This window comes from Pseudomonas rustica (assembly GCF_049959085.1).
Taxonomy (GTDB): domain Bacteria; phylum Pseudomonadota; class Gammaproteobacteria; order Pseudomonadales; family Pseudomonadaceae; genus Aquipseudomonas; species Aquipseudomonas rustica.
Window position 1 is genome coordinate 4011248 of sequence record NZ_CP188200.1, and the last position, 24390, is coordinate 4035637.

A 24390-nucleotide genomic window follows, 5' to 3' on the forward strand; every position below is an offset into this window, starting at 1 on the left:
GGATGCGCCGATTTTTCGTCGCCCGGGCGTGCTGCGTCCAACGAATAAAAACCCGCCTTAGGCATAAGAAAAATTTGTCACCCGAGCCTTGCCCATGAACCTGAAGTTTCTCGAGACCTTTGTCTGGGTCGCCCGCCTGAAGAGTTTTCGCCTGACCGCCGACAAGCTGTTCACCACCCAGGCATCGATTTCCAGCCGCATTGCGGTGCTGGAGGGCGAGCTGGGGGTGAAGCTGTTTCTGCGTGATTCGCGCGGTGTCAGCCTGACGCCCGAAGGCCTGAAAGTGCTTGACTATGCCGAGCAGATGCTCGACACCATGTCGGCGCTGAAGCAGTCGATCGAGACTCGCTCAAGCAAGGTCGGCCGCGTGCGCATCGGCGTGATGGACACGGTGATCCACACGTGGCTGAGCCCGTTGGTGGCGCAGATGACCGATCTGTACCCGCGCGTGGAAATCGAGCTGGTGGCGGATACCTCGCTAAACCTCTGCGATCAGCTGCAAAAAGGTTTTCTCGATATCGTTCTGCAAACCGATCTGGTGCGCCACGAAAGTGTGCGCAGCCTGGAACTGGCCAGCCATCCGCTGGGCTGGATCGTCGCCAGTAATTCGATCTACAACCGCGACTACGCCGACCTCGCTGAACTGGCGCAGGAACGCATCATCACCTACTCGAAAAACTCCCGACCACATCAGGATCTACTGGCGTTGATGCAGGCGAACGGCGTGATGGCGCCGCGTTTGAATTGCGTGAATTCGGTGTCGGCGATCACGCGGTTATTGCGCGATGGATTCGGGATTGGCGTGCTGCCGCCGGTGTTGGTGGCGGAGGAACTGGCGCGGGGGGAATTGACCTTGCTGGACATCGATCAGCGGCCACCGGACTTGCAGGTGGTGGTGTCGTGGCGGGTGGGGGTTGAGTGGGTCGAGGAAATTGTGACGTTGTGTCAGCAGGTGTTGGCGGGGTATGCGCAGAAGGTTGGTGATGGGTATGTGGTTTTGACCCCTTAACAGCAAAGATCGCAGCCTTCGGCAGCTCCTACATGATCGTTCCCACGCTCCGCGTGGGAATGCCTCAATGGACGCTCCGCGTCCGCTTTGGGACGCGGAGCGTCCCGGGCTGCATTCCCACGCAGAGCGTGGGAACGATCTTCAGAGGCCGCGCACGTCGCGGTCTTCGATCGGGCGGCTCTGGCGCAGGCGTCGGCCGCCGAGCACGACCCAGTCAATCAGACGGAACACGCATTCGATCCCGAACGACAGCAACAGCGCGCCGCTCATGCCCCAGATCATCGCTTCCGGCGTCAGCAGAATCTGATAGCTGTAGCCATTCCAGGTTTCCTTGCGAATGTCCGGATCCGCCGCCAGCACCACTTGCAGGAAGCGGATGTACCAAGGGCCCTGCATCGCCTGGAACTGCTTGTCCAACGCCACCTGACGGGTGAGCAAAGTGTTCAGGCTATCCGCATCGCTACGGAATATCGGATCTTCACTGGCGCGATAATGCGCGACCAGCGCCTGCATATCGCCTTTGAAAAACTGATCAGCCGTGCCCTGAAAACCACGTAACCCGGTCTGCGCTTCAATCAGATGCGCTTCGACGCGTTTTGCGTAATCGTTGATGAAGCCCGGCACCTGGACACCGATCAACAGGCCCGCCGCGAACAACACCAGCCGTAGATAACTGAGCAACATGGCGCGCAATCCTTATTCGGTCTTACCCTGGCTGACGCATTCGCCGCGTCGCCACAGGCTCCATTGGCCCGGTTCGTAGCGGGTCCAGTTTTCGTTTTCGGTCAACGGTTCGGTGGCAATCACGGTGACCACGTCGTTGGGCGTGGTTTCCGCCTGGAAATCGACGATTACGTCGACATCCTTCAAGCGCGCCGGGCCGAACGGTGCGCGCCGGGTGATCTGTGCCAGTTTGGTCGAGCAGTAGCAGAACAGCCAGTCGCCATCGCTGAGCAGGCAGTTGAACACGCCTTTGCTGCGGTATTCGGCGCAGGCCGCGACCAGATCCGGCAACAGTTCTTCTATATCGACCGGTTCCGGAAAGGCTGCACGCACGCGGTTGAGCAAATCGCAGAACGCCGCCTCGCTGTCGGTATCGCCGACCGGGCGGTAGAAACTTTTGATCGGGGTGAAATCGGCGAGTTGGCCGTTGTGCGCGAAGCACCAGTTGCGCCCCCACAGTTCGCGGACGAACGGGTGAGTGTTGGATAAGCAGACTTTGCCAACGTTGGCCTGGCGAATGTGGCCAATGACCACTTCGCTTTTGATCGGATAGCGTTGCACCAGATTGGCGACTTCCGACTCGCTGCTGGCCGCCGGATCCTGAAACAGGCGCAAGCCGCGACCTTCGTAAAACGCGATGCCCCAGCCGTCGCGGTGCGGGCCGGTACGCCCGCCACGCTGCATCAGGCCGGTGAAGCTGAACACGATATCGGTCGGCACGTTGGCACTCATGCCCAGTAATTCACACATGTGCGGACTCTCGGGATTACAGGCGCGGCTCGACCCGCGTGCGCTGCGGATTGCTCGGGACTGGCGGACGACCGTAGCGGTCATCGCCGACGCCGCCGAACGGTTGATCGTCATCGCGATCATCGGCACGGGCGGCAGCCTTGGCGGCTTCTGCCTGCTCGCGGCGAGCACGGGACGCGCGTTCGATTGGCAGACGGATCAACACGAAGATCAGGTAAATACCGAGGGCGATCATGCTGTACATGAACAGATCGGAGATCGCTCGCCACGCGTTGTTGCCGACCTTGAACGCCAGATCCAGCGCGGTAATGGCGATAGACGGCGCAACTTTGGCTTTCACCGGGTCAATGATGGTCGGGCTGAACAGCAACACCGCCATGAGTACCCGCAGCGGCTCGCGCAGGTAGCGCCACATCCAGGTGGTCAGGCGCATCCATACCAACAGGCAGCCTACGGCGGCAAAGGCGTAGAGGCCCCAGGCGATCAGATAGTCGTTCTCGGTCATGGTGTCCATGGCAAGGCAGGCAAAGAGGCGCTTATAGTAACGACTTTTCGCCCGTCCGGCTTGTCCCAATAGACACACGACCTGTAGGAGTGAGCCTGCTCGCGATGACGGACTGCCAGTCGGCATTGATGTTGAAGCTGCCGGCCTCATCGCGAGCAGGCTCACTCCTACAGAGGTTGCAGTGTTTCCAGGATTTGCGAAAACCCCTATTCCGTACATTGTTCGAGAGCCTTCCATGCCCCAATTCGCCAACGTCAGCAGTGCTCCGATTGCCCACAAGGCGCCCGGCGCCGACCCGTATGCCTGGCTGCAGGAACGCGACACCGACGCAGTACTCGATTACCTCAAGGCTGAAAACGGCTATCAGGAAGCGCAAACCGCCGATCAGGCTGAATTGCGCGAAACGCTGTTCGAAGAGATCAAGGGCCGGATTCTCGAAACCGATCTGTCCCTGCCCTCGCCATGGGGCCCGTACCTGTATTACACGCGCACCACCGCTGGCGACGAATACGCGCGGCACTATCGCTGCCCGCGTCCGGCCGACGACAGCCTGACCCTCGACGAAAGCCGCGAACAGCTTTTGCTCGACCCGAACCTGCTGGCCAATGGCGGGTTCTTCTCGCTGGGCGCGTTCAGCATCAGCCCCGATCATCAGCGGCTGGCCTACAGCGTCGACGCCACGGGCGATGAGATTTACACGCTGTTCGTCAAAGAACTGTCCAACGACAAGGTCAGTGAGCTGGAATTCGAGGATTGCGACGGCAGCATGACCTGGGCCAACGACAGCCTGACGCTTTTCTTCGGCGAACTCGACGACACCCATCGTCCGCACAAACTGCTGCGCTATCGCCTCGACGGCACCGCCGCTGAAGAAGTCTTCACTGAGACGGACGGTCGCTTTTTCCTGCATTGCTACCGTTCCAGCTCCGAGCAGCAATTACTGCTGTCGCTGGGCAGCAAGACCACCAGCGAAGTCTGGGTGCTCGATGCCAATCAGCCGCACTTGCCGTTCACGTGCCTGGCGCCACGAGTCGAAGATCACGAATACGACGTCGATCACGGCCTGCTCGATGGCACGTGGACATGGTTTATCCGCACCAACCGCGACGGCATCAACTACGCGCTGTATCAGGCGCCGGATACCGGCATCGCGCCGACCGAAGCCGACTGGCAGAACCTGATCCCGCACAACGACACGGTGATGCTCGACGGCGTCAGCCTCAACACCGAAGCCATGACTTTGAGCCTGCGCGAAGGTGGCCTGCCGATCATCGAAGTTCACCCACAAGGCCTGGCGCCTTATCGCGTGCAATTACCAGACGCGGCCTACAGCCTCTATGTGCAAAACAGCCTGGAATTCGAGAGCGATCGCATTCGTCTGCGCTATGAAGCGTTGAATCGCCCGGCTCAGGTGCGCCAGTTGATCCTCGCCACTGGCGAACAAACCGTGCTGAAAGAAACTCCGGTGCTCGGCCCGTTCGACGCCGACGCTTACGTCAGCCAGCGCCTGTGGGCCACTGCGCCGGACGGTACACAAGTGCCGATCAGCCTGGTGATGAAGCGCGAAATGCTCGGCAAACCGGTGCCGCTGTATCTGTACGGTTATGGCGCTTACGGTTCGAGTCTGGATCCGTGGTTCTCCCACGCGCGTTTGAGTCTGCTCGATCGCGGCATGGCCTTCGCCATCGCCCACGTGCGTGGCGGCGGTGAGCTGGGTGAAGCCTGGTATCGCGCTGGCAAGCAGGAACACAAACAGAACACCTTCAGCGACTTCATTGCCTGCGCCGAATTCTTGATCCTCAACGGCATCACCACGGCTGAAAAACTGGCGATCAGCGGCGGCAGCGCCGGTGGTCTGTTGATTGGCGCGGTGTTGAATCAGCGCCCGGATCTGTTCGGCGTGGCGATTGCCGAAGTGCCGTTCGTCGACGTGCTCAACACCATGCTCGACCCGGAGCTGCCGCTGACCGTCACCGAATATGACGAGTGGGGCAACCCTGAAGAGCCGGAGGTTTACGAGCGGATCAAGGCGTACGCGCCGTACGAAAACGTCACTGCGCAGGCTTATCCCGCGACACTGGTGATCGCCGGCTACAACGACAGCCGCGTGCAGTATTGGGAAGCAGCCAAGTGGGTGGCGAAACTGCGCGCGAGCAAAACCGACGACAACGTGCTGCTGCTCAAGACTGAGCTGGGCGCCGGGCATGGCGGGATGAGCGGGCGTTATCAGGGATTACGTGACGTAGCACTCGAATATGCATTTGTGTTCAAGGTTTTGGGCCTGGCCTGAGGAACTCCGTCCGTCACTTGGGTCTTAACTCCAGACCCATTGTGGCCGATACCCACAGATCCCTGTAGGAGCTGCCGAAGGCTGCGATCTTTTGATCTCGATTTTTTGAGGGGCAAGATCAAAAGATCGCAGCCTTCGGCAGCTCCTACAAGGGACTGTGTAGAGCCTGATACTGAGACAACAGAATAAGACCGCACCGACATGTCAGAACCAACCTTCCTGAACAATGAAATCCGCGACTGGCTGATGGACTGTGGCCTGTTCGATCAATTGCAACTGGCCGACTTCGCCGCCGCCTCGGGCTACTTCAGCATCAGCACCGTGGCGGAAGGCGAGGCGATATTCCGCGAGGGCGATGCCGGCAGTTTCATGTGCATCCTCCACACCGGTCAGGTCGCTGTGCAGAAAACCGGGCCCGACGGCCAGGTCATCACCATGGCCACCCTGCGCAGCGGTCGCGCCTTCGGTGAAATGGCAGTGCTCGATGGTGAACGCCGCTCGGCCACCTGCATCGCTGCGAGCAACTGCCAACTGTTGAACCTCGGCAAGGATTCGCTGGAAAAAATGCTCAACGACGCGCCGAAGATCGCCGCGAAGATTATCCGCGCCCTCGCCGTCTCGCTGTCGAAACGCCTGCGCATGGCCGACGGCCAACTGGCGGCACAACAGGTCTAACCGCCAGGCGATTTAGCCTTGCTGCCGCTCGGTTCAATGCCCGGCACTGGCTGATCTTTGCTCGGCGGAGTCGGCATTTCAATCGGCACCAGCGGCGGGCTGCCACTGCCGGCGCCCGACTTGGGAATGTTGATCGGCGTGATCTGCGGATAAGGTGTTGGTGTTGCGGTACCGGGCGCGCCGGGCTGCGGCGTCGGGCTGACCGGAATGGTCTGCTGCGCCTGCACTGCAGTAATCGAGAGCGCGGCCAGGGCAATGACCGTTAGAATGGTGCGCTTCATCAAGGGCTCCGTTTGGCCTCTAGTCTGCGTTCAGGCTACTCCCAACGGGCCCGCTTGCCTTCCCCCTTGTAGAGATTTCCATGAAACGTTTCGTTCTGCTCGACACCACCCCGATCCCCGAAAGCGGCGGTGCCCTGTGCCTGTTCGAGTATGGCGAGGACTTCGTCATCAAGATTCAGGGCGGCGACGGCGGGCAATTGATGAACACGCGCATGCACGGCTCCGAAGATGCGCTAGCCGAGATTCCTTGCCGCAAAGTCGCCGGGCGGCCGGATTCGCGGGTGCTGATCGGTGGTCTGGGCATGGGCTTCACCCTCGCCTCCGCGCTCAAGCATCTGGGCAAGACCGCTGAAGTAGTGGTCGCCGAATTGGTGCCCGGCGTGGTCGAGTGGAACCGTGGCCCGCTCGGCGAGAAGTCCGGTCGTCCGCTGCTCGACCCGCGCACGGTGATCCGTCAGGAAGACGTGGCCAAGGTGCTGCAAAGCGAGCCGAATGGTTTCGACGCAATCATGCTTGACGTCGACAACGGCCCCGAAGGTCTGACCCAGAAGGCCAACAGCTGGCTGTACTCCGCCGCTGGCCTGAATGCCTGCGCCAAGGCATTGCGTCCGAAAGGCGTATTGGCCGTGTGGTCAGCCAGCGCTGATCGGCTGTTTTCCGACAAATTGAAGAAGGCCGGTTTCAAGGCCGAAGAAGTCCAGGTCTTCGCCCACGGCAACAAGGGCACGCGCCACACGATCTGGATTGCCGAGAAGCTCAAGGGCTGAGCTAAACTCTGCCCATAACCGTCATTAGTCTTTTACAAAGGTGAACCCATGAGTTCGTCCACCCCAACCAATACGTCGAAGCTGGATCGCATCCTCGCCGACAACCAGCGCGACAAGGAAATGGGCTACCGCGACAAAGCCCTGAAGATGTACCCGCACGTCTGTGGCCGCTGCACCCGTGAATTTTCCGGCAAGCGCCTGAGCGAACTGACCGTGCACCACCGCGACCACAACCACGACAACAACCCGCAGGACGGCTCGAACTGGGAGCTGTTGTGCCTGTACTGCCACGATAACGAGCACTCGCGTTATACCGATCAGCAGTACTTCAGCGAAGGCTCGCTGAGCACGCCGAAGATCGCCAAGGCCACGCATAACCCGTTTGCCGCGCTGGCCGGGTTGATGAAGAAAGAAGATTAAAAAGCAAAAGATCGCAGCCTTCGGCAGCTCCTACAGGGTGTACGCCATCCAAATGTAGGAGCTGCCGAAGGCTGCGATCTTTTGATCTTATCCCCGTATAATCGCGCTCTTTTTTCCCGAAGGCACCCCGCTCGTGGCAGACAAACGGTACAGCTGCATTGGTTTGTATAACCCCAAATCACCGGAGAACGTCGGTTCGGTGATGCGCGCCGCAGGCTGCTACGGCGTGGCGTCAGTGTTCTACACCGGCAAGCGTTATGAACGCGCCGCCGACTTCGTCACCGACACCAAACGCGTGCACTACGACATCCCGCTGATCGGCATCGATGATCTGAAAAAAATCCTCCCGCTCAACTGCGTGCCGGTCGCCGTGGAGCTGGTCGAAGGTGCCCGTCCGCTACCTGAATACACCCACCCGGATCGCGCCCTGTACATCTTCGGCCCTGAAGACGGTTCGCTGGATAAAGAGATCCGCGACTGGTGCGAAGACGTCGTGTACATCCCGACCACCGGCTGCATGAACCTCGCTGCCACCGTCAACGTCGTGCTCTACGACCGCATGGCCAAAGGCCTGAACACCCGCTCCGGGCCGAAATTCCGCTGAAGCGTGGCACATCCGATGGAACAAGCTGACCGCTCGCGCAGTCAGCTTATTTATCCATTACTCATAGCCTGGAGAAAGATCATGACCGAGCTCAAACGCGTCGAACGTATCGAATCCACCCCCTTTCAGAGCCGTTCCGAGCAGAACGTCGAAGGCTGGGAGCGCATCGGCTCGCTGGCCGGCGGCGTGATCATGGTCGGCAAGGGCCTGCGCCGTGGCGGTGTGTTCGGTTTGATTCAGGTGGCGATTGGCGGCGTGGCCATGGCGCGCGGGATTACCGGGCACAGCTCGGTGAAAAGCTTGATCGAGAAAAGTCGTCAGGACATGAATAACGTGCGCGCGAAGATCGAGCGTGCCGGAGAAGAGTTGAGCAAGCTGAAGGCGAATGCCGAAGCGGCGACCAGCTCGGCGACAGTGACCGGCAATGATTCGGTGAAATCGCCGAAAGCCGGGGTTTAAAAGCAAAAGATCGCAGCCTGCGGCAGCTCCTACATGTGAAATGCGTTTCCCCTGTAGGAGCTGCCGCAGGCTGCGATCTTTTGATCTTATTGCAGTAAGTCGTTCTTAAGGACTTTGGAAGACTCGCCAAGAATACTCTCAGCCAGTTGCACAAACTCTTTAGTACTCACCGTCCCCAAATGCATCGCTCCCCGCAACACATCATCCAGCGAACGTTTATTGCGGGTCTTCAAACGAATCTCGCGATCCAGTTCCTGCAACACAATCACCGCTTTTGCCACCTGCGCCGGGCTGATCTGCTCACCGCGCAGCGTGGTGACTTTCTGGCTGTCCCTTGCCAGTCTCGCCTGCAAACTCTGATAGCGCTCATCGCTCATGCCACCGGCACGGCGCATCAGTTCGATCGCGTAATACTCGGCAAAGCCTTCGCTGATCCACTCGCTGCGCTGCTCGTCGTTAATCCGCCCAAACACCTGCGCCAGTTCACGCATCAGCGCACTGCTGCCGCTTTCGCTGACCAGCGGCAAGCGCGTGTTCACGAAAATCGATTCATGCGCACCGAGGCTGCCGCGCCACATCGGGTCGTTGGCACCGACGATAAGCAGCTTGGCCGGATGACGTGGATAAACCGCCTGCACCTGCGGCCAGACGAACGTCAGCAACGTCAGCACGTCCATGCGGCGCATGCCCTGCCCTTGCGGCGAGGCCACGGTGACTTCGGTTTCGCCCAGGCGCGTGCGACGGCTGCCGAGCTTGCCGGCGAGCATCCAGCCGGTCGGGCGGTCGAACAGGCGTGAAGGGTTGTCGATGCGGAATTTGTTTTTGCCGATTCTTGGCCAGGCGGTTTCGACGCTTTTCCAGCCATCGGGCAATTCGAATTGCAGGCGCGAGACCAGTTCCGTGCCGTCTTGCTGATCGAGTTTGCCTGGCGGCACCAGTTCATCACCGCGCATCAGCGCCCAGCTCGGCGTCATGCGCGTATCGAAGCTGCCGTTTTTGCGGCCGTGGCTGATGCGCACGCGGTAGGTCAGGCTGGCCTTGGCACTGGTCGGGCGCCAGACGCCGCGCGCGTGTTTGCCGGGAGTCAGCAGCCATTGGCCATCGGCTTTGAAGTCGCTGTAATGGCTGCCGTCGCCAAGGTCGAAATCGAGGCTGCGCACGGCTTCGCCTTTGGCCAGGGTCAGGCGCACTTCGGCCTGATCGCTCTGTGGCAACAGGCGTATGTGGTAATCGAGATCGACTTTTTTTGCTGCCCAGACGGGCGCACTGAACATCAGCAGGCCGATCAGCAACGCTCGCAGCAAACCCACAGCCATACCCACTCCTTGTGGCAGTCAGAATTATTGTGTGAGTGCTGCGCACTCAATATCGGGAGCAAGCTCCCTCGCTACAGGTTATCCCGTTAGCCAGCGCGGAAAATCAGGTGATCTTCCCAGTCATCTTCCGGCACGCTGCCTTCGGCGAGCATACGCCCGGATTGTGAAATTCGTTCGTGGTGCACCGCCTCGCGATCACCACACACCAAGTGATGCCACGACGGCAGATCCTTGCCCTCGCTGACCAGTCGATAACCGCAGGTCGGCGGCAGCCATTTGAATTCTTCGGCCTGGCCCGGGGTGAGCTGGATGCAATCCGGGACAAACTTGATGCGATTAGGGTAATCGCTGCACTGGCAGGTGTTCAGATCCAGCAGTTTGCAGGCAATGCGCGTGTAATAGACGCTGTTGTCTTCTTCATCCTCGAGTTTTTGCAGGCAGCACAGACCACAGCCGTCGCACAGCGATTCCCATTCCTGGTGATCCAGTTGATCAAGGGTTTTGTGTTTCCAGAACGGTTCGACTTCGGCGGCCATGGCTCAAGCATCAACATCAGGTGGTGAAAGGCCGCCAGTCTAGTGCCCCGGGCCGCGCGGGCCAAGCGCTGGCGACTGTCGGTAAATCGCGCTTGTCAGCCTCAGCGCTGCCGAGTAGGGTTTTGCCTCGAATTCATTTACTCAAACGTAGCCAGGAATCTCTCGATGAGTGCCAACCCTCGCGTTGCCGAATACGCCATTCACCCGCAGTTCACCGACCGTTGGTCGCCGCGCGCCTTCACCGGTGAAGCGATCCCGGAAGAGACCCTGCTGAGCTTCTTCGAAGCCGCCCGCTGGGCACCGTCGGCGTACAACTCGCAGCCATGACGTTTCCTCTACGCGCGCCGCGACACGCCGAACTGGCAGCGTTATCTGGGCCTGCTCAATGAATTCAACCGTAGCTGGGCGCAGCATGCGTCGGCACTGGTGATCGTGATTTCAAAAACCACCTTCACGGCACCGGGCGCGACCGAAGAAACCCCGGCGTTGTGGCACACCTTCGACACGGGTTCGGCGTGGGGCCATCTGGCGCTGCAAGCGAGCATCAGCGGCTGGCACACCCACGGCATGGCCGGCTTCGATCAGGAGCTGACGCGCAAGGAGCTGAATATTCCTGAAGGTTATGCGCTGCATGCCGCTGTTGCGGTAGGCAAACTGGGTGACAAGGCAACGCTGGCGGATTACCTGCAAGCACGCGAAGAGCCAAGCCCGCGTCGTCCGCTGAGCGAACTGGCGGCTGAAGGCGACTTCACCCTCTAAAAGCAAAAGATCGCAGCCTTCGGCAGCTCCTACAGGGGAATATGTACCTCTGTAGGAGCTGCCGCAGGCTGCGATCTTTTGATGCCAACTCAATACCCGCGATTGAAATCCACTTCCCCGCGCAACGCCTCGCTCGCCTGATACGCCTTCAGGTTGTCGACAAACAACTGCACCATCAGCGCCGGTGAAGTCGGTGCCGAGCTGTGCCCGGTCAGCAGCAAGCCCCACGCCGTCCAGAATGGGTGACGCTGCGGCAACGGCTCCTGACGGCAGACGTCGATTACCGCGCCCGCCAGATGCCCTTCCTTCAGCGCCTCGACCAAATCCGCATCAACCACGGCCACACCGCGCCCGACGTTGATGAACAACCCGGTCGGCTTGAATTGCTTGAACAGCGCCGCGTCGTAGATATCGTGGGTATGTTCGGTGTTCGGCAGCAGATTGACCACGTAATCCACTTCGCCGACCAGCCGTGGCAGATCCGCCATCGACCCGACTTCGACAAACGGCGCCTGCGCGCGCGCGCTGCTGGCGATGCCGTACAACTCGACGCCGAACGGCAGCAGGAACTGCGCCACGCTCTGGCCGATGTCGCCAGTGCCGACGATCAGCACCTTGCGCCCGACCAGACTCTGGCCGGTGCGGTTGTCCCACTTGCGCTCGACCTGGCTGACCAGTCGCGCCAATACCTCGCGCTCGTGACCGAGCATGTAGGTCAAAACGTATTCAGCCATCACCTGGCCGAAAATGCCTACGGCGCGGGTCAGGCGATAATCGCGGCGCAAGCCATCGGCAAGCAGCGGCGTGATGCCGGCCCAGGTCGATTGCAGCCATTGTGGCTGGTGGCCCTGACGCAACAGGGTCGCCAGCAGATCCGGCTGCCCCAGCCACACCGGGCAATCAGCGGCCAGCCGCGCCAGTTCGGCGGAGTCGCCGCTGGTCAGCACTTCAAGCTCGGGCACTGCCTGACGCAGCAGCCGGGCGTATATCGCGTGGTCGTGTTCGGCAATCAGAACGCGCATCTTCAAACCTTTCGCAAACCGTGCAGACGGTCGCCGGATGTCGGGCGACCGTCGCGGTAAAAACAGTTCCAGGGTTAATCGAGGCCCAGAACAGGGCCTCGCAGATCAGACCGGGTCGTTGCGTCGCAGCAACTCTTCGGGCAAGTGCTCGATGTACTCGTCCTCGGCCGGCGGCATTTGCAGGTGATAGCCCTGCTTGTCGAGGTTTTCCAGCACGACGACGATGTCTTCGCTGGCCAATTTGCGCTCAGGCGACAGCACCAGGTCAAATGAATGTTTCGGCTTGCCGAACGCCAGCATCAGCGCTTCCGGCACGCGCTCGAGTGCATCACTTTTCAGCACGTAAAGGTACATGCCGCTGCGCTTCGAGCTTTGGTAGATGGAACAAATACGTTTCAAGGCTGTTCTCCGGCGGTGGCCAGGCTGTCGAGCAGCGTCTGACCCATGAGTTCGCGGCGCCAGCCACGCAGCGACTCAGGCAATTGGTAAGGACCCTCGGGGTAGCCACTTTTGACCAGCGCTTCGAGGGTTTTCTTGCGTAGCATCAGTTCCGGCGCGATGTCGAGGCGCTCGGCCTTGGCCTGCCCCAGCGCACGCAGTTGTTTGATCAACGCAGCAGCTTCGATCGGCAACGGCTCCGGCACGGCAGGCGGCCATTGATCAGGGCCCACACTGCCAGAGCGCTTGATCAGATCAAGCAGAAATTGACCGTCCTGACGCACGGTACGCGGGTGCATGTCTTCGATCTTGCCGAGCGCGGCGAGGTTGTCCGGTTGCGTGCGAGCCAACGGCCACAGCGAATGCTCACGAACGATGCGGTTGCGCGGCAAGTCACGGGCACGCGCTTCGGTTTCACGCCATGCGCACAGCTCACGCAATACCGCGAGCTGTGCACGGGAGAGTTTCCACGCCAGTTTGGCTTCGCGGTAAACCTCGTACGGATCGGTTTCGCGGCGCAGGTTGGCCACCAGTTCGGCGCCGTCCTCCAGCACCCAGGCGAACTTGTCGTCGGACAGTTTCGGGCGCAGCTGTACGAAAACTTCCGCGAGATGCACGGCATCTTCAGCGGCGTAGCTGATCTGCGTGTCGGACAACGGACGCTGCAACCAGTCGGAACGGGTTTCGCCCTTCGGCAGTTCGATGCCCAGCACCGCTTGCACCAGACGCGAATAACCCATGGAGAAACCGAGGTTCAGATAGGCCGCGCCCAATTGTGTGTCGAACATCGGCGCCGGCAGGCTACCGGTCAGACGCAACAGCACTTCGAGGTCTTCGCTGCAGGCGTGCAGGACTTTCAGCACCGCCGGATTTTCCAGCAGTGCTGCCAGCGGTTGCCAGGCATTGATGGTCAGCGGATCGATCAGGTAGGCGCGTTTACCGTCGCCAATCTGCAACAGGCCGGCAATCGGGTAGAAGGTGTCGACCCGCATGAATTCGGTGTCGAGGGCAACGAACGGCAGCTGCTGCCACTCGGCGCAAAACTGCGCGAGGCTTTCGTTGTCGCGAATCCAGTGAATATCGATGGCCACACGGCTCTCCCTTGAAGAATGGCGCGCAGTATATATCGCCACCGGCGATTTACGCGCCTGCGAAGGGCAAGAGCTGTAACGAAATGTCCTGCCAATGGGCAAGAATAGTCTGACAGAAGGATCAAACGTGGCCATCACCTGTAGGAGCTGCCGCAGGCTGCGATCTTTTGATCTTCAAAAACAAGATCAAAAGATCGCAGCCTTCGGCAGCTCCTACAGCGGGAATGCTTCAGTCCTTGGCCAACACGCCGTCGATCACTGACCCGCGGCAACCGGCAAACATGTCCAGATCCGGTTGATACACCGAACTCTTCACTTCGAGCAAACCGAGCATCGAGTGGAACAGGTTGTCCTGACTCAGCGGTTTATCGCGGCTCATTTGCAGGCAATGGGTGTCGACCGAGTAGGACTTTTGATAGTTGTCGGAGAACCACGCCAGCATCGCCACGTGCTTCTGTTGTTCCGGCGCCAGCATATACGGCGTGCCATGCAGGAACAGGTTGTACTCCCCCAGCGACTCGCCGTGATCGGACAGGTACAACATCGCGGTATCGACTTTGTCCTGATTATTGCGCAGCACATCGATCAGACTCGACAGCACATGGTCGGTGTACACCAGCGTGTTGTCGTAACCGTTGACGATACTTTCGCGGCTGCAATTGTTCAGGGCGTTACTTTCACAGACCGGCGTGAAGTGCTCGTACTCCTTTGGATAACGCTTGAAGTATTCCGGACCATGACTGCCCATCTGATGCAGAACCAGCACGGTGTCTTTGTCCAGGTGATCGATAAAGCTTTGCAGCCCTTGCAGCAGAATTTCGTCACGGCATTCGCTGTTGGCGCACAGTGCCGGGTCTTTCAGGTTGCTGACATCCTGCACGGTGACGCGATCACACGTGCCTTTGCAGCCGGACTGGTTATCGCGCCAGATCACATCGATGCCGGCCCGTTTGAGGACGTCGAGCAGGCCTTCCTCGTTCTTTGCCTTGCTCGCATCGTAGTTCTTGCGGCCCATGTTAGAGAACATGCACGGCACCGAGACGGCAGTTTCCGTGCCGCAGGAATGCACCTCGGTAAATGCGATCAGCCCGGTTTCCTTGTCGAGTTTTGGTGTGGTGTCACGGTTATAGCCGAGGATACCGAAGTTCTCCGCCCGAGCACTTTCACCCACCACCAGCACAGTCAGCGACTTGCGCGGTTCAAGTTTTACATCGGGATTGCGTTCGGCGTCTTCGCCGATCTTGATGAACGGTTGCTCTGCCGACGCCACTTGTTCACGCAGGTAACCGGCCGTGGCGCCAATGTAGTTGCTCGGCACCAGCATCAAACGAATTTCGTGGTGATTGCGAAACAACGACGACAAACCCTGATAGTTGGCCAATGCCACACCACCAATGACGGCCGCCGACGCCACGCTGACAATAACTTTGCTGAACAACTCACGGTGCCAGCGCCGATAATTAATCGGCAGCTTCCACAACAACAACGACGGCAAAACACCGAGAAAGAAAATATAAATAAACAACTTTAACGAGAGCAGGTCTCGTACTTCGGTGGCATTGGTTTCGGCAAAGTTACGCAACATGCCCGGGTCAATCATGACGCCATACTGGCTCATGAAATAAGCCACGCCAGCGCTGATCAAAAACATCAGCGTCAATACCGGTTTAAGCAGCGGGCGGAAGGCCAGAAAGGTCAGCACGATGTTGAACGCCGCGAAGATCATCACCCCAAACGCCACGCGCATGGCAATGCCCTTGCCGTCTGACGCGGTGATGTCGAACAGGTGCTGCCAGAGCACAACGTTAAAACCGATCAAAAGAAAGGCGCTGGCAATCAACGTCACCCATTCCGGGCGCACGGCTTTTAACTTCAACATGATGAGGGGCAGTTCCTGAAAAGAACCCTCGGTTAGTTGTGAAAAATTCATTAACCAAGGCATGACAAACTTTAGGCAGGCAACCATCAATTTTTTGTGAAAAAGACGCCAACGATTAGTTGGACTGAGAGCAAAGTCTGAAAGTTGTGGAGTATTTGGGAATGGTTCAGCTTTTATTCAGCTAACAACCCCTGTAGGAACTGCCGAAGGCTGCGATCTTTTGATCTTGCCGTTAAGACAAAGTCAAAAGATCGCAGCCTCGTTTCACTCGACAGCTCCTACAGGAACCGGCGGGTATTTGATTTTTAGGTAAGGCCGGGGGTTTTCTGATTTGCCCGAATCATAGGGCTCCGCGCCTAATCATCTGCCCTTTCCCAAGGTTTGATGATGGAAAACGTCCGCGCCACTGCCCGTCCCGCTGTCTGGTTGATGCTCGCCGTCATGCTGGTAGCCCTCAATTTGCGCCCTTCGATGGCGGCGGTCGGGCCATTGCTGTCGGCGATTCGCAGCGACATCCCGTTGAGCTTCAGCCTCGCCTCGCTGCTGACCATGCTGCCGGTGATGGCCATGGGACTGGCGATGTTTTTTGGCATCGGCATCAGCCAGCGTCTGGGTGAACGACGCACGGTGCTGTGGTCGTTGCTGCTGATCGGTCTGGCCACGTTGTCGCGGTTGTTTGTCGATTCCACCGTCGAGTTGATTGTCAGCGCGATTCTGGCCGGTATCGGCATTGCGCTGATTCAGGCGTTGATGCCAGCATTGATCAAATCGCGTTTCCCCGACAACGTCGCCCTGTGCATGGGTTTGTACGTCACATCGATCATGGGCGGCGCCGCCATTGCTGCGTCGTTCGCGCCGCTGGTGCTTATCAGTACCGGCAGTTGGCGGATGGCACTGGCCGTTTGGGCAATCCTGGCAATGTTGGCTTTGCTGTTCTGGTGGTCGCAACGCGGCAACCTGCCTGCGACCGCGAACACTTCAGTCAGAAAAGAAACCTTCTTCAAACATTCCCGCGCCTGGTTACTCGCAATCTTCTTCGGCTTGGGCACTGCGTCCTACACCTGCGTCCTCGCCTGGCTGGCGCCGTACTACGTGGAGAAAGGCTGGAGCGAACAAAACGCCGGCCTGCTGTTAGGTTTTCTGACAGCCATGGAGGTGATTTCCGGCCTGGTAGTGCCAGCCATCGCCAATCGCAGCCGCGACCGACGCATCGTACTGATGGCCCTCCTTGGACTGATCATCGCCGGTTTCTGCGGCCTGATCCTTAGCCCGCAACACCTCAGCCTGCTGTGGCCCTGCCTGTTGGGTCTGGGCATCGGCGGACTGTTTCCGATGAGCCTGATCGTCTCGCTCGATCACCTCGACAACCCGCAACACGCTGGCGGCCTGACCGCTTTCGTGCAAGGCATCGGCTATCTGATTGCCGGCATGTCGCCGCTGCTCGCCGGGATGATCCGCGATCAACTGGGCAGTTTCGAATGGGCATGGTGGTCGCTGACCGGCGTGATGCTGATCATGGCGTTGATGGTGTTGCGCTTCGATCCGCGACGTTATTCGCAACACTTCCAGTGATCGGGCTACAGGCCTCTGGCCAGCTTTCAGCGGTTTTAGCGGTAACGTCGTGTTGCTAAAACTTTCTGTCCCACAACTGTCCATGAAACGTCCTACAAGCCTTTGTTCTTGTACCATCGTTCCGTTAGGATCGTTCGCACACGTTTGCGCGGATTCAGCGCAAGGAGCACAGCGGGACGGAACGGATGCTGAACAGTAACTTGCTTCGAAAGCTCGACATGCAGGATCTCATGGTGTTTATCGCCGTGTATGAGCAGAGCAGCGTCACCGAGGTCTCGGAAACGTTGTTCGTCAGTCAGTCCACCGTCAGTTACTGCCTGAAAAAACTGCGCACCAGTTTTGAAGACGAACTCTTCATCAACACCCGCACCGGCATGCGCCCGACCTACAAGGCCAGCAGCATGTACGGCCATGTGCAGAAAATCCTCGAAAGCATCAACCTCTGCCACGCCGGCTCACCGACATTTGACCCGAGCCAGCAAGCGGTCACTTTCAACATCTGCGCCCCGGAATACTTCGAACAACTGATTTTGCCGCGCCTGTTGAAGCGCTTCGACTTCGATGACTTGCCAGTGATGGTCAACATGCACAAGTTCGAAACCGATGTGCCCGCCGATGAGTTGCGCGATGGCAGCCTCGATCTGGTCATCAGTTTCGGCCCCAACTTCCACCGCCACCACACGGACTTGAAGTCGCGCATGTTGCTGGAAGATGACCTGGTCTGCGTCTTCGACAAACGCGCGACGCCGCTGGAACCGCGCCTGAGCCTGCAAGCGTTTACCGAACGCCGGCATGTGTTCCCGACGCCGTGGACGTCGACGACGAATATGGTGGATGGCTGGCTGGCGCGACAGGCGCAGAAACGTCAGATCGTCGCGCGTTCGAACAGTTACAGCGCGGCGTTGAAGATGATCACTGGCACCGACTTCATCCTCACCCTGCCCCGGCGGATTCAGCGGTTACTGACCAACGATGCGGTGTTCAATCACTGCGAGGCGCCGAACGGTTTGCCGGGGTTCACCCTCGACATGCAATGGAGCCAGAGCGTTGATCAGGACAGCGCCAACGTCTGGCTGCGCGAACAAGTGGTCAAGGTGTGCAGTGAACTGCAAGCGGCCTGATTCCTACACGCCGATGACCGTTTTTGTGTAGGACTCGCGATCGATATCGATCAGCTCGACACTCAACTGCACCTCGACACCGGCCGGCCATTCACAAAGATCCTGGAGCACGGCCAAGAGACTTTGCGACAGCTGTTTTTTGGTCTCCGCTGAACGCCCGCTGAGCAACGCCAACTTCACCGCCACAAAACCGCGCTCGCTCATGGCCGTGCCAACCTTGAAGGTTTCGACCTTCAACGCACGGCTCTTGATATCGAACTCCGCCGCGAACTGACCAGAACCCACCAGCGTGTTATTGAGGCGAATCAACGCGACGTCGGCGTTCAGCTGCGGCAGGTTGGCGGTGTATTCCATGTGCAGGTGTGGCATCGGGAGGCTCCAGTCGGGCGGCAGAAAGGTCGTACGTATAACACAGCTGACTTATCGCAATTCGCCGTGTTGCAAACGCGAGTTAGCTACGCCGGCGGCGATGTGCCAAAGGCCATCTATCACCGTAGGAGCTGTCGAGTGAAACGAGGCTGCGATCTTTTGATCTTTCAAATGCCAAATCAAAAGATCGCAGCGTGCCGCAGCTCCTACCTGTCAATCAAAAGGCGGTGACGGGCCGTTCACTCATAAACTGCTCCAGCCGGGAACGCAACCAGCGCTCGGCCGGGTCGCTGTCGACGTGGCTGAGCCAGACCATCGACAAGTCCAGCGTCGGCGTTTTGAACGGGAACGGCTCTTTGAACAGCAACCCCGAAGTGGCCATCGCTGCCGCCGTGTAATCCGGCAGGCTGGCGATCAGATCGGTGCCCGCCAACAACGCCGGCAACGCGCTGTACTGCGGCACCGACAGCACGACTTGCCGGGTGCGGCCCAGTTCCGCCAGCCACTCATCCGCGAAACCACTGACATTCGCCGTGTGGGAAACCAGCACATGCGGCCGCGCACAATATTCGTCGAGGGTCAGCGGTGTGTCGGAAGCATCCGCACGCAGGATGCTCGGTTGAATGTGTCGCAGCAGTTTGCGCTTGGCATTCGCCGGCAAGCCACGGGTCTGGCTGATGCCGACGGTGATGTCACCGGCGGCGAGCAGATCGGGAATGCGCCAGTAATCGACGTGCTGCACCACAAACACCACGTTCGGCGCTTCCTGACGCAAGGCGCGCAGCAGCGGCGGCAGCAGACCGAACTCGACGTCATCGGACAGACCGATGCGGAAGGTCATGGTGCTCACAGCCGGGTCGAAATCGCGTGTCAGGCTCAGCGCCACCGACAACGAATCCAGCGCCGGCTTCAGGTGGCGGAAAATATCTTCAGCGCGAGCCGTCGGTTCCATGCGATGGCCGACGCGGATGAACAGTGGATCGTTGAGCATCGTGCGCAGACGATTGAGCGCCGAACTGATAGTCGGCTGGCCAAGAAACAGCTTCTCGGCTGCCCGGGTTACGTTGCGTTCCAGCATCAAGGTCTCGAACACCACCATCAGGTTGATGTCGGCCTTGCGTAGTTCATTGCGGTTCATCCATTGCTCCCCGATCCCCAGACTGCCGGCAGTGTAGAAAGCAGTTGGGGGCGGCGTCCATCGCCACGATGCGTCCGCTGACCGTCAACCGCTTCGAGGGCTCTGGTCTGTGCCTTTCAGAAACATCCGCCAACGATTGGAAACAAATGTCCGGTAGCCAAAAAACCCGCCTGCGCTAGGCTTGCGTCGATGCGCCACACAGGCTGGCGCACACGTCTATCGCATGGAGCGAACTGAATGTATTTCGAGATTTACAGGCAATCCCGCGGCACCCCGACCACCGGCAAAGGCCAATGGCGCTGGAGGCTGCGCGCGGGCAATCACGAAACCATCGCCAGCGGCGAATCGTACGTGAACAAAGCGGATTGCTTGCACGTAATCGAGCTGATCAAAGCGGTACAGGGCGAAACCCCGGTAAAAGAAATTTAACCGCGTGAATCGGAAAAAGGCAGCGTCCTACAGCCACTTCCTTTTTTGACCGAATGACTGGCGGGCCACCGCTGCACCCCTACGCTCAGCAATGCAGGGGGCCATCCGGCCCTGTTTTCTCCCGATCATTCACACTCAAAAAGGAGCCGCAGACATGGCCAGAGACAAAGCGAAAGACGACATGCACTTTAACTGCACACAAGCACACGAAGCCGACTACGTCGCCAGCCTCTACCCGCACGCCAAGGAAGAAGTGAAAACCTTCCTCAGCTCGGCCTGCAAGGACAAGACGCTGCACAACTCGACGCATAAGGATGTGTATGAACTGATCAAGCGCAAGTTGGGCCACTCGCAGCCTTGACGGGCTGGAAGTGCGGGGTGATGTAGATCCCGCAGAAATGCAAAAGCCCCACAGGCTTTGGGTCTGTGGGGCTTTTTTTCCATGAGTCGCGGAAAACCCAGAGCAACGCGGACGGTAAGGCTCAGTCAACTGCCGAGCATGCCGTGTCAGGCGTGTGCTTCCCGGTCAAGCACTTCAGCCACCCACTGATTAATACTTTTTCGAGCCAATTGAGCTTTCACTGCAACGGTGGCATGAAGAGCTGGCGCCAATCGCAGGCTCAGATTGCCTGAATAAGGCTTCTGAGGCACTCGACCGAGTTTTGCACACGTTTCCAGATAATCGCTCACTGCCTCCTCGAAGGCAGCTCTAAGTTCTCTGACTGATTCACCGTGGAATCCCACGACATCCTTGATTCCTGCGATGTGACCAACAAACAGACCATCTTCGTCACTGTATTCAATACGGGCAGCATACCCGTTGTAATTCATCACGTTCACGGAATGACTCCTGCTTGTTCTAGAAAAGCCCGAGCATCACGAACCTGGTAGGGCTTTGCTTCTTTGTCTGGATGAGGACGATGAAAGGTAGCAACGACCCCGCTTAACTCAAACCGAACACGCGAACCATTACCCTCCACAGCTTTGGCGCCTACCGCTTTGAAAAGAGACTCTATACGTGTCCATTCCAGCGTAGATGGAGTAGGTCTTGAATATACGGCTTGAAGAGTACCAAGTTGCTTATTGTTCATAGTATTACATCATGATACCGCACCGATATTTGGCAGCTGCGATTAATCTCGCTGATGCATGAAGCGCCCATTTCAATAAATGCAGAAACGCCGCTTATCCATCAATGGAAAGCGGCGTCGTCGTGTCTGGATTTAGAGTGTTTTTGGCACGGAGATCAGAATAATTGAGTTAATCGAAACAGGGTTGTAGGCAAAATCCGAGAGTTTCGTGGGAACGGGCATCTTGCGCGACATCGGAGCAATTCTCGCCTGACCGAGGGTATTCCAGTCCAATTGCACGAGAAACAAAAAAGCCCCGTAGATTTTCATCTACGGGGCTTTTTCTATGTAATGGCGGAGAGATAGGGATTCGAACCCTAGGTACCGGTGAAGGTACAACGGATTTCGAATCCGTCCCATTCGGCCACTCTGGCATCTCTCCAACGGCGCGCATCATAACAACACTTTTACCGAAAGCAAACCCTCTTTCGAAAATTTCTTCGTGCTATCAGATGCTTGCGTCGATTAAAGCGGTACGCCCAGACGATTGGCGACTTCTTCGTAGGCTTCGATGACGTCACCGAGGCCTTGGCGGAAGCGGTCTTTGTCCATCTTCTTCTTGGTGTCCTTGTCCCACAGACGGCAGCCGTCCGGGCTGAACTCGTCGCCGAGGACGATGGAGCCGTCGCTGAACACGCCGAATTCAAGCTTGAAGTCGACCAGCAACAGACCAGCGTCATCGAACAGCTTGGACAGGACTTCGTTGACCTTGAGCGACAGTTCTTTCATGCGAACCAGTTGCTCGGCAGTGCCCCAACCGAATGCCACAACGTGGGATTCGTTGATGAACGGGTCGCCTTTGGCGTCGTCCTTGAGGAACAGTTCGAAGGTGTAAGGATTGAGCTTCAGGCCTTCTTCGACGCCCAGACGCTTGACCAGGCTGCCGGCGGCGTAGTTACGCACGACGCACTCGACCGGGATCATGTCGAGTTTCTTCACCAGGACTTCGTTATCGGCCAGCAGTTTGTCGAATTGGGTCGGAATGCCGGCCGCTTCGAGTTTCTGCATGATGAAGGCGTTGAACTTGTTGTTGACCATGCCTTTGCGGTCGAGCTGCTCGATGCGCTTGCCGTCGAACGCCGAGGTGTCGTTGCGAAACAGCAGGATCAAGCGGTCAGCGTCGTCGGTCTTGTAAACCGATTTGGCTTTGCCGCGGTAGAGTTCTTCACGTTTTTCCATGATGGGCTCCGCTTGCTAAGTAGGTGGGCTAGGCGATGTGGCGCCAGTCGAGCCCTGAATCTTGATCGGCCAGTTGCAGCCAGTCCGGGTCGCACCCGAGGGTGTCGACAAAACATTGCCGGGCCAGCTGCGGCATGTTGTTCTTGCTGCTCAGATGAGCCAGGACAAGGTGTTGCAAGCCCTGCCAGCCCAACTCGGACACCAGGAAAGCCGCCTGATGGTTGTTCAAATGTCCCAGCTCGCCGCCCACCCGCTGCTTGAGAAAGTACGGGTAGTGCCCACGGGCCAGCATGTCACGACAATGGTTGGACTCGATCATCAACGCATCGAGATCCCGATAACCGTCCAGCACCCGCTCGCAGTAAGAACCCAGATCGGTCAGCAGGCCGAAGCGCCGCTGCTCTTGATCACTGAAGACATACTGGGTCGGTTCCTGCGCATCGTGGGCCACGGCAATGACCCCGATGTTCAGTGCACCGATCTGCAGTTGCTCGCCGCCGGCCAGCAAGCCTGCGGGTTCAATCGGTTTGCGCATCCCGCGCAGTGTGCCGCGACTGAGGTAGACCGGCAGATTGTAGCGCCGAGACAGTAAACCCACGCCATGCACGTGGTCGGCATGTTCGTGGGTTACGAGTATCGCGCTCAGTTGCGCCGGGTTCACACCCAGACGCAACAGGCGTTTTTCGGTTTCCCGCAGGGAAAAACCACAATCCACCAGCACATACGTATCAGCACTGGCGATCAGCGTGCCGTTCCCTTGGCTACCGCTGCCGAGAACGGCAAAACGCATGGTTGATCAGCCCAGGTTGTCCTGAATCACGCTCAGCACTTTACGCGCCACTTCAGCCGGCGCGACGGTGTTGATGTTTTTCTCGACGGTCACCTGAATGTTCTCGCCAACCTTGCTCAGGCGAACCTGATAACGCTCGGCACGGGATTCAACTTCTTCCTTGGTCGGCGCACTGCCGAACAGGCTGCTGAAGAAACCAGGCTTGTCGTCTTTCTTCTCGGCTTTTTCGGCCAGGTTGATGTAGTACAGACCGAGGCTGCGGTTGATGTCTTCAACGCGCCATTCGCCTTGTTCCAGTGCACGGCCAACGCTCGACCAGGCACGATCCAGATCGGTACCGACGTTCAACACCGGGTTGCCGCTGCCGTCTTCGCTGAGGCTGACGCGGCTCGGCGTATCGAAATCACGCGACGCCAGCATCGACACCGAACCGCCCTTCTCGGAGATTCGGCTCATGCTCGCGAGCATGTCGTCGACCAGCGCGGCGTCCAGGCCAGTGTTGACCGAGCGGTTGGTGAAATCGACATCGGCGGTGCTGCCGGCAGGACGCTCGGCGCTGACCACGTAGATTTCACTGGTGTTGCGCTGCACGCCTGGCTCGATGCGCACACGGACGCGGGTTTCGCTGTCGGTAGCGACGCCGGCCGCGCTCAGGCGCTTGGCCATCGACGCGGACAGCTCATCGGAATGCTGCCAGGTGGTGGTGAATTCGCCGGTTTGCGGACGCTGTTCATCCAGACGGAAACCGTTGTCCTGGAAGAATTGCACCGCCACTGGCCAGACTTCGGCCGGTGGATGCTGGGCCATGACCCAACGCGAATCGCCGCTCTTCTGCAGCGAGTAGTCGGTGGCATCGGCGATGGCCGACAGTGGCTGAGGACGTGGAACCACGTATTCGCCCTTGGCGGTGTCATCAGCGACGTTGCGCGGGATCGGCAGCAGCGGATCCAGACGCTTGGAGGTGCTGACATCCGGTGGCAGTTGCATCGGTGCAGTCTGTTGCGCTTCCAGGTAATCGCTACCACGGTCACGGAAATAACCTTCCGGGCCCCAGACCCATCCGCAGCCACTGGTGCTGGAGATAATCAAGGCAAGTGCGGAAAGTCCGGCCATTCGCTTCATGCGTTGTACTTCCTCA

The 24390-nt window shown here is 58.7% G+C and carries 28 protein-coding genes, 1 tRNA gene and 1 pseudogene; 12 read left to right on the forward strand and 18 right to left on the reverse strand.

Annotated features, from left to right (window positions below; translation table 11 throughout):
• The first annotated feature begins 94 nt into the window (after positions 1 to 94).
• Complete coding sequence (locus ACP3TY_RS18110; protein ID WP_212545192.1) at positions 95 to 1009, forward strand: LysR family transcriptional regulator; 915 nt, start codon at positions 95 to 97, stop codon at positions 1007 to 1009.
• Positions 1010 to 1150: 141 nt separating this feature from the next.
• Here ACP3TY_RS18110 and ACP3TY_RS18115 read toward each other — a convergent pair whose 3' ends face one another.
• From ACP3TY_RS18115 to ACP3TY_RS18125, 3 genes are read right to left on the reverse strand one after another with little or no spacing between them, the layout of a single operon-like run.
• Positions 1151 to 1693: a DUF2937 family protein gene (locus ACP3TY_RS18115; protein WP_053118118.1), complete on the reverse strand. Its 543-nt coding sequence runs from the start codon at positions 1691 to 1693 to the stop codon at positions 1151 to 1153.
• 12 nt (positions 1694 to 1705) lie between these two features.
• On the reverse strand, positions 1706 to 2482 hold the full coding sequence (locus tag ACP3TY_RS18120; protein ID WP_426618130.1) for a class II glutamine amidotransferase: 777 nt from the start codon (positions 2480 to 2482) through the stop codon (positions 1706 to 1708).
• Between the two features lie 16 nt (positions 2483 to 2498).
• Positions 2499 to 2996, reverse strand: coding sequence for a hypothetical protein (locus ACP3TY_RS18125; RefSeq protein WP_053118114.1), 498 nt, complete (start codon positions 2994 to 2996; stop codon positions 2499 to 2501).
• A 226-nt stretch (positions 2997 to 3222) separates the two neighbouring features.
• Here ACP3TY_RS18125 and ACP3TY_RS18130 point away from each other — a divergent pair, with 226 nt between their 5' ends.
• On the forward strand, positions 3223 to 5277 hold the full coding sequence (locus tag ACP3TY_RS18130) for a S9 family peptidase (protein ID WP_426618131.1): 2055 nt from the start codon (positions 3223 to 3225) through the stop codon (positions 5275 to 5277).
• A 201-nt stretch (positions 5278 to 5478) separates the two neighbouring features.
• Positions 5479 to 5952 (forward strand): Crp/Fnr family transcriptional regulator, encoded by a 474-nt coding sequence (locus tag ACP3TY_RS18135; RefSeq protein WP_008085900.1) that lies wholly within the window; start codon positions 5479 to 5481, stop codon positions 5950 to 5952.
• Here the strand turns inward: ACP3TY_RS18135 and ACP3TY_RS18140 are convergent.
• Entirely contained in the window at positions 5949 to 6233 is a 285-nt protein-coding gene (locus tag ACP3TY_RS18140) for a hypothetical protein (RefSeq protein WP_053118110.1), read from the reverse strand. The two genes, ACP3TY_RS18135 and ACP3TY_RS18140, sit on opposite strands and share 4 nt — an antisense overlap.
• 80 nt (positions 6234 to 6313) lie before the next feature.
• On the opposite strand from ACP3TY_RS18140, the gene ACP3TY_RS18145 reads away from it, so the two are divergent.
• The 4 genes from ACP3TY_RS18145 (at position 6314) to ACP3TY_RS18160 (ending at position 8483) form a co-directional block, all read left to right on the forward strand.
• Positions 6314 to 7000 carry a spermidine synthase gene (locus ACP3TY_RS18145; RefSeq protein WP_007911335.1) on the forward strand — a complete coding sequence of 229 codons (687 nt, stop codon included), beginning with the start codon at positions 6314 to 6316 and terminating at the stop codon, positions 6998 to 7000.
• Between the two features lie 48 nt (positions 7001 to 7048).
• Positions 7049 to 7420: a YajD family HNH nuclease gene (locus ACP3TY_RS18150; protein WP_007911336.1), complete on the forward strand. Its 372-nt coding sequence runs from the start codon at positions 7049 to 7051 to the stop codon at positions 7418 to 7420.
• 133 nt (positions 7421 to 7553) lie between these two features.
• Positions 7554 to 8024: an RNA methyltransferase gene (locus ACP3TY_RS18155; RefSeq protein WP_007911337.1), complete on the forward strand. Its 471-nt coding sequence runs from the start codon at positions 7554 to 7556 to the stop codon at positions 8022 to 8024.
• A gap of 81 nt (positions 8025 to 8105) precedes the next feature.
• Complete coding sequence (locus ACP3TY_RS18160; RefSeq protein WP_008087099.1) at positions 8106 to 8483, forward strand: YgaP family membrane protein; 378 nt, start codon at positions 8106 to 8108, stop codon at positions 8481 to 8483.
• 86 nt (positions 8484 to 8569) lie between these two features.
• Here the strand turns inward: ACP3TY_RS18160 and ACP3TY_RS18165 are convergent, their stop codons facing one another.
• Positions 8570 to 9799, reverse strand: a complete 1230-nt coding sequence (locus ACP3TY_RS18165) for a hypothetical protein (protein ID WP_426618132.1) — start codon at positions 9797 to 9799, stop codon at positions 8570 to 8572.
• Positions 9800 to 9885: 86 nt separating this feature from the next.
• The gene (locus ACP3TY_RS18170) at positions 9886 to 10335 is read right to left on the reverse strand and encodes a YcgN family cysteine cluster protein (protein ID WP_159814161.1); all 450 of its coding nucleotides are present in this window, start codon (positions 10333 to 10335) and stop codon (positions 9886 to 9888) included.
• 165 nt (positions 10336 to 10500) lie between these two features.
• On the opposite strand from ACP3TY_RS18170, the pseudogene ACP3TY_RS18175 reads away from it, so the two are divergent.
• Positions 10501 to 11094: pseudogene (locus tag ACP3TY_RS18175) on the forward strand (nitroreductase family protein).
• Between the two features lie 89 nt (positions 11095 to 11183).
• On the opposite strand, the gene ACP3TY_RS18180 reads toward ACP3TY_RS18175, so the two are convergent.
• The 4 genes from ACP3TY_RS18180 to ACP3TY_RS18195 form a co-directional block, all read right to left on the reverse strand.
• Positions 11184 to 12116 carry a D-2-hydroxyacid dehydrogenase gene (locus tag ACP3TY_RS18180; protein WP_053118100.1) on the reverse strand — a complete coding sequence of 311 codons (933 nt, stop codon included), beginning with the start codon at positions 12114 to 12116 and terminating at the stop codon, positions 11184 to 11186.
• A gap of 105 nt (positions 12117 to 12221) precedes the next feature.
• Positions 12222 to 12515: a YcgL domain-containing protein gene (locus ACP3TY_RS18185; protein WP_007911350.1), complete on the reverse strand. Its 294-nt coding sequence runs from the start codon at positions 12513 to 12515 to the stop codon at positions 12222 to 12224.
• Entirely contained in the window at positions 12512 to 13645 is a 1134-nt protein-coding gene (gene rnd, locus ACP3TY_RS18190; protein ID WP_426618133.1) for a ribonuclease D, read from the reverse strand. Before rnd ends, ACP3TY_RS18185 begins: the two co-directional genes overlap by 4 nt.
• A gap of 229 nt (positions 13646 to 13874) precedes the next feature.
• Complete coding sequence (locus ACP3TY_RS18195) at positions 13875 to 15524, reverse strand: phosphoethanolamine transferase (RefSeq protein WP_426618134.1); 1650 nt, start codon at positions 15522 to 15524, stop codon at positions 13875 to 13877.
• A gap of 387 nt (positions 15525 to 15911) precedes the next feature.
• Here ACP3TY_RS18195 and ACP3TY_RS18200 point away from each other — a divergent pair, with 387 nt between their 5' ends.
• Both ACP3TY_RS18200 and ACP3TY_RS18205 read left to right on the forward strand, forming a co-directional pair.
• Positions 15912 to 17096, forward strand: coding sequence for a cyanate transporter (locus ACP3TY_RS18200; RefSeq protein ID WP_426618135.1), 1185 nt, complete (start codon positions 15912 to 15914; stop codon positions 17094 to 17096).
• Positions 17097 to 17281: 185 nt separating this feature from the next.
• A complete protein-coding gene (locus ACP3TY_RS18205; protein WP_426618136.1) occupies positions 17282 to 18217 on the forward strand; it encodes a LysR substrate-binding domain-containing protein in 936 nt (311 codons plus the stop codon).
• Between the two features lie 3 nt (positions 18218 to 18220).
• On the opposite strand, the gene ACP3TY_RS18210 is transcribed toward ACP3TY_RS18205, so the two are convergent.
• Entirely contained in the window at positions 18221 to 18586 is a 366-nt protein-coding gene (locus tag ACP3TY_RS18210; protein ID WP_053118089.1) for a 5-carboxymethyl-2-hydroxymuconate Delta-isomerase, read from the reverse strand.
• Positions 18587 to 18803: 217 nt separating this feature from the next.
• Positions 18804 to 19724, reverse strand: a complete 921-nt coding sequence (locus tag ACP3TY_RS18215) for a LysR substrate-binding domain-containing protein (RefSeq protein ID WP_053118087.1) — start codon at positions 19722 to 19724, stop codon at positions 18804 to 18806.
• 237 nt (positions 19725 to 19961) lie between these two features.
• Between ACP3TY_RS18215 and ACP3TY_RS18220 the strand changes: the two genes are divergently transcribed.
• Together ACP3TY_RS18220 and ACP3TY_RS18225 are read left to right on the forward strand one after the other, a co-directional pair.
• On the forward strand, positions 19962 to 20153 hold the full coding sequence (locus ACP3TY_RS18220) for a YegP family protein (RefSeq protein WP_053118085.1): 192 nt from the start codon (positions 19962 to 19964) through the stop codon (positions 20151 to 20153).
• 154 nt (positions 20154 to 20307) lie between these two features.
• The gene (locus ACP3TY_RS18225; RefSeq protein ID WP_053118083.1) at positions 20308 to 20514 is read left to right on the forward strand and encodes a hypothetical protein; all 207 of its coding nucleotides are present in this window, start codon (positions 20308 to 20310) and stop codon (positions 20512 to 20514) included.
• A 146-nt stretch (positions 20515 to 20660) separates the two neighbouring features.
• Here the strand turns inward: ACP3TY_RS18225 and ACP3TY_RS18230 are convergent, their stop codons facing one another.
• From ACP3TY_RS18230 to bamC, 6 genes are all read right to left on the reverse strand, one after another.
• Positions 20661 to 20993: a type II toxin-antitoxin system HicB family antitoxin gene (locus ACP3TY_RS18230; RefSeq protein WP_053118080.1), complete on the reverse strand. Its 333-nt coding sequence runs from the start codon at positions 20991 to 20993 to the stop codon at positions 20661 to 20663.
• A complete protein-coding gene (locus tag ACP3TY_RS18235; RefSeq protein WP_082341402.1) occupies positions 20990 to 21244 on the reverse strand; it encodes a type II toxin-antitoxin system HicA family toxin in 255 nt (84 codons plus the stop codon). The genes ACP3TY_RS18230 and ACP3TY_RS18235 overlap by 4 nt, the downstream gene beginning before the upstream one ends.
• A 331-nt stretch (positions 21245 to 21575) precedes the next feature.
• Positions 21576 to 21665, reverse strand: a tRNA-Ser gene (locus ACP3TY_RS18240).
• 83 nt (positions 21666 to 21748) lie between these two features.
• Complete coding sequence (gene purC, locus ACP3TY_RS18245; RefSeq protein ID WP_077571533.1) at positions 21749 to 22462, reverse strand: phosphoribosylaminoimidazolesuccinocarboxamide synthase; 714 nt, start codon at positions 22460 to 22462, stop codon at positions 21749 to 21751.
• Positions 22463 to 22490: 28 nt separating this feature from the next.
• On the reverse strand, positions 22491 to 23252 hold the full coding sequence (locus ACP3TY_RS18250; protein WP_159814173.1) for an MBL fold metallo-hydrolase: 762 nt from the start codon (positions 23250 to 23252) through the stop codon (positions 22491 to 22493).
• A 6-nt stretch (positions 23253 to 23258) separates the two neighbouring features.
• Entirely contained in the window at positions 23259 to 24374 is a 1116-nt protein-coding gene (gene bamC, locus ACP3TY_RS18255; protein WP_053118076.1) for an outer membrane protein assembly factor BamC, read from the reverse strand.
• Positions 24375 to 24390: the final 16 nt, after the last annotated feature.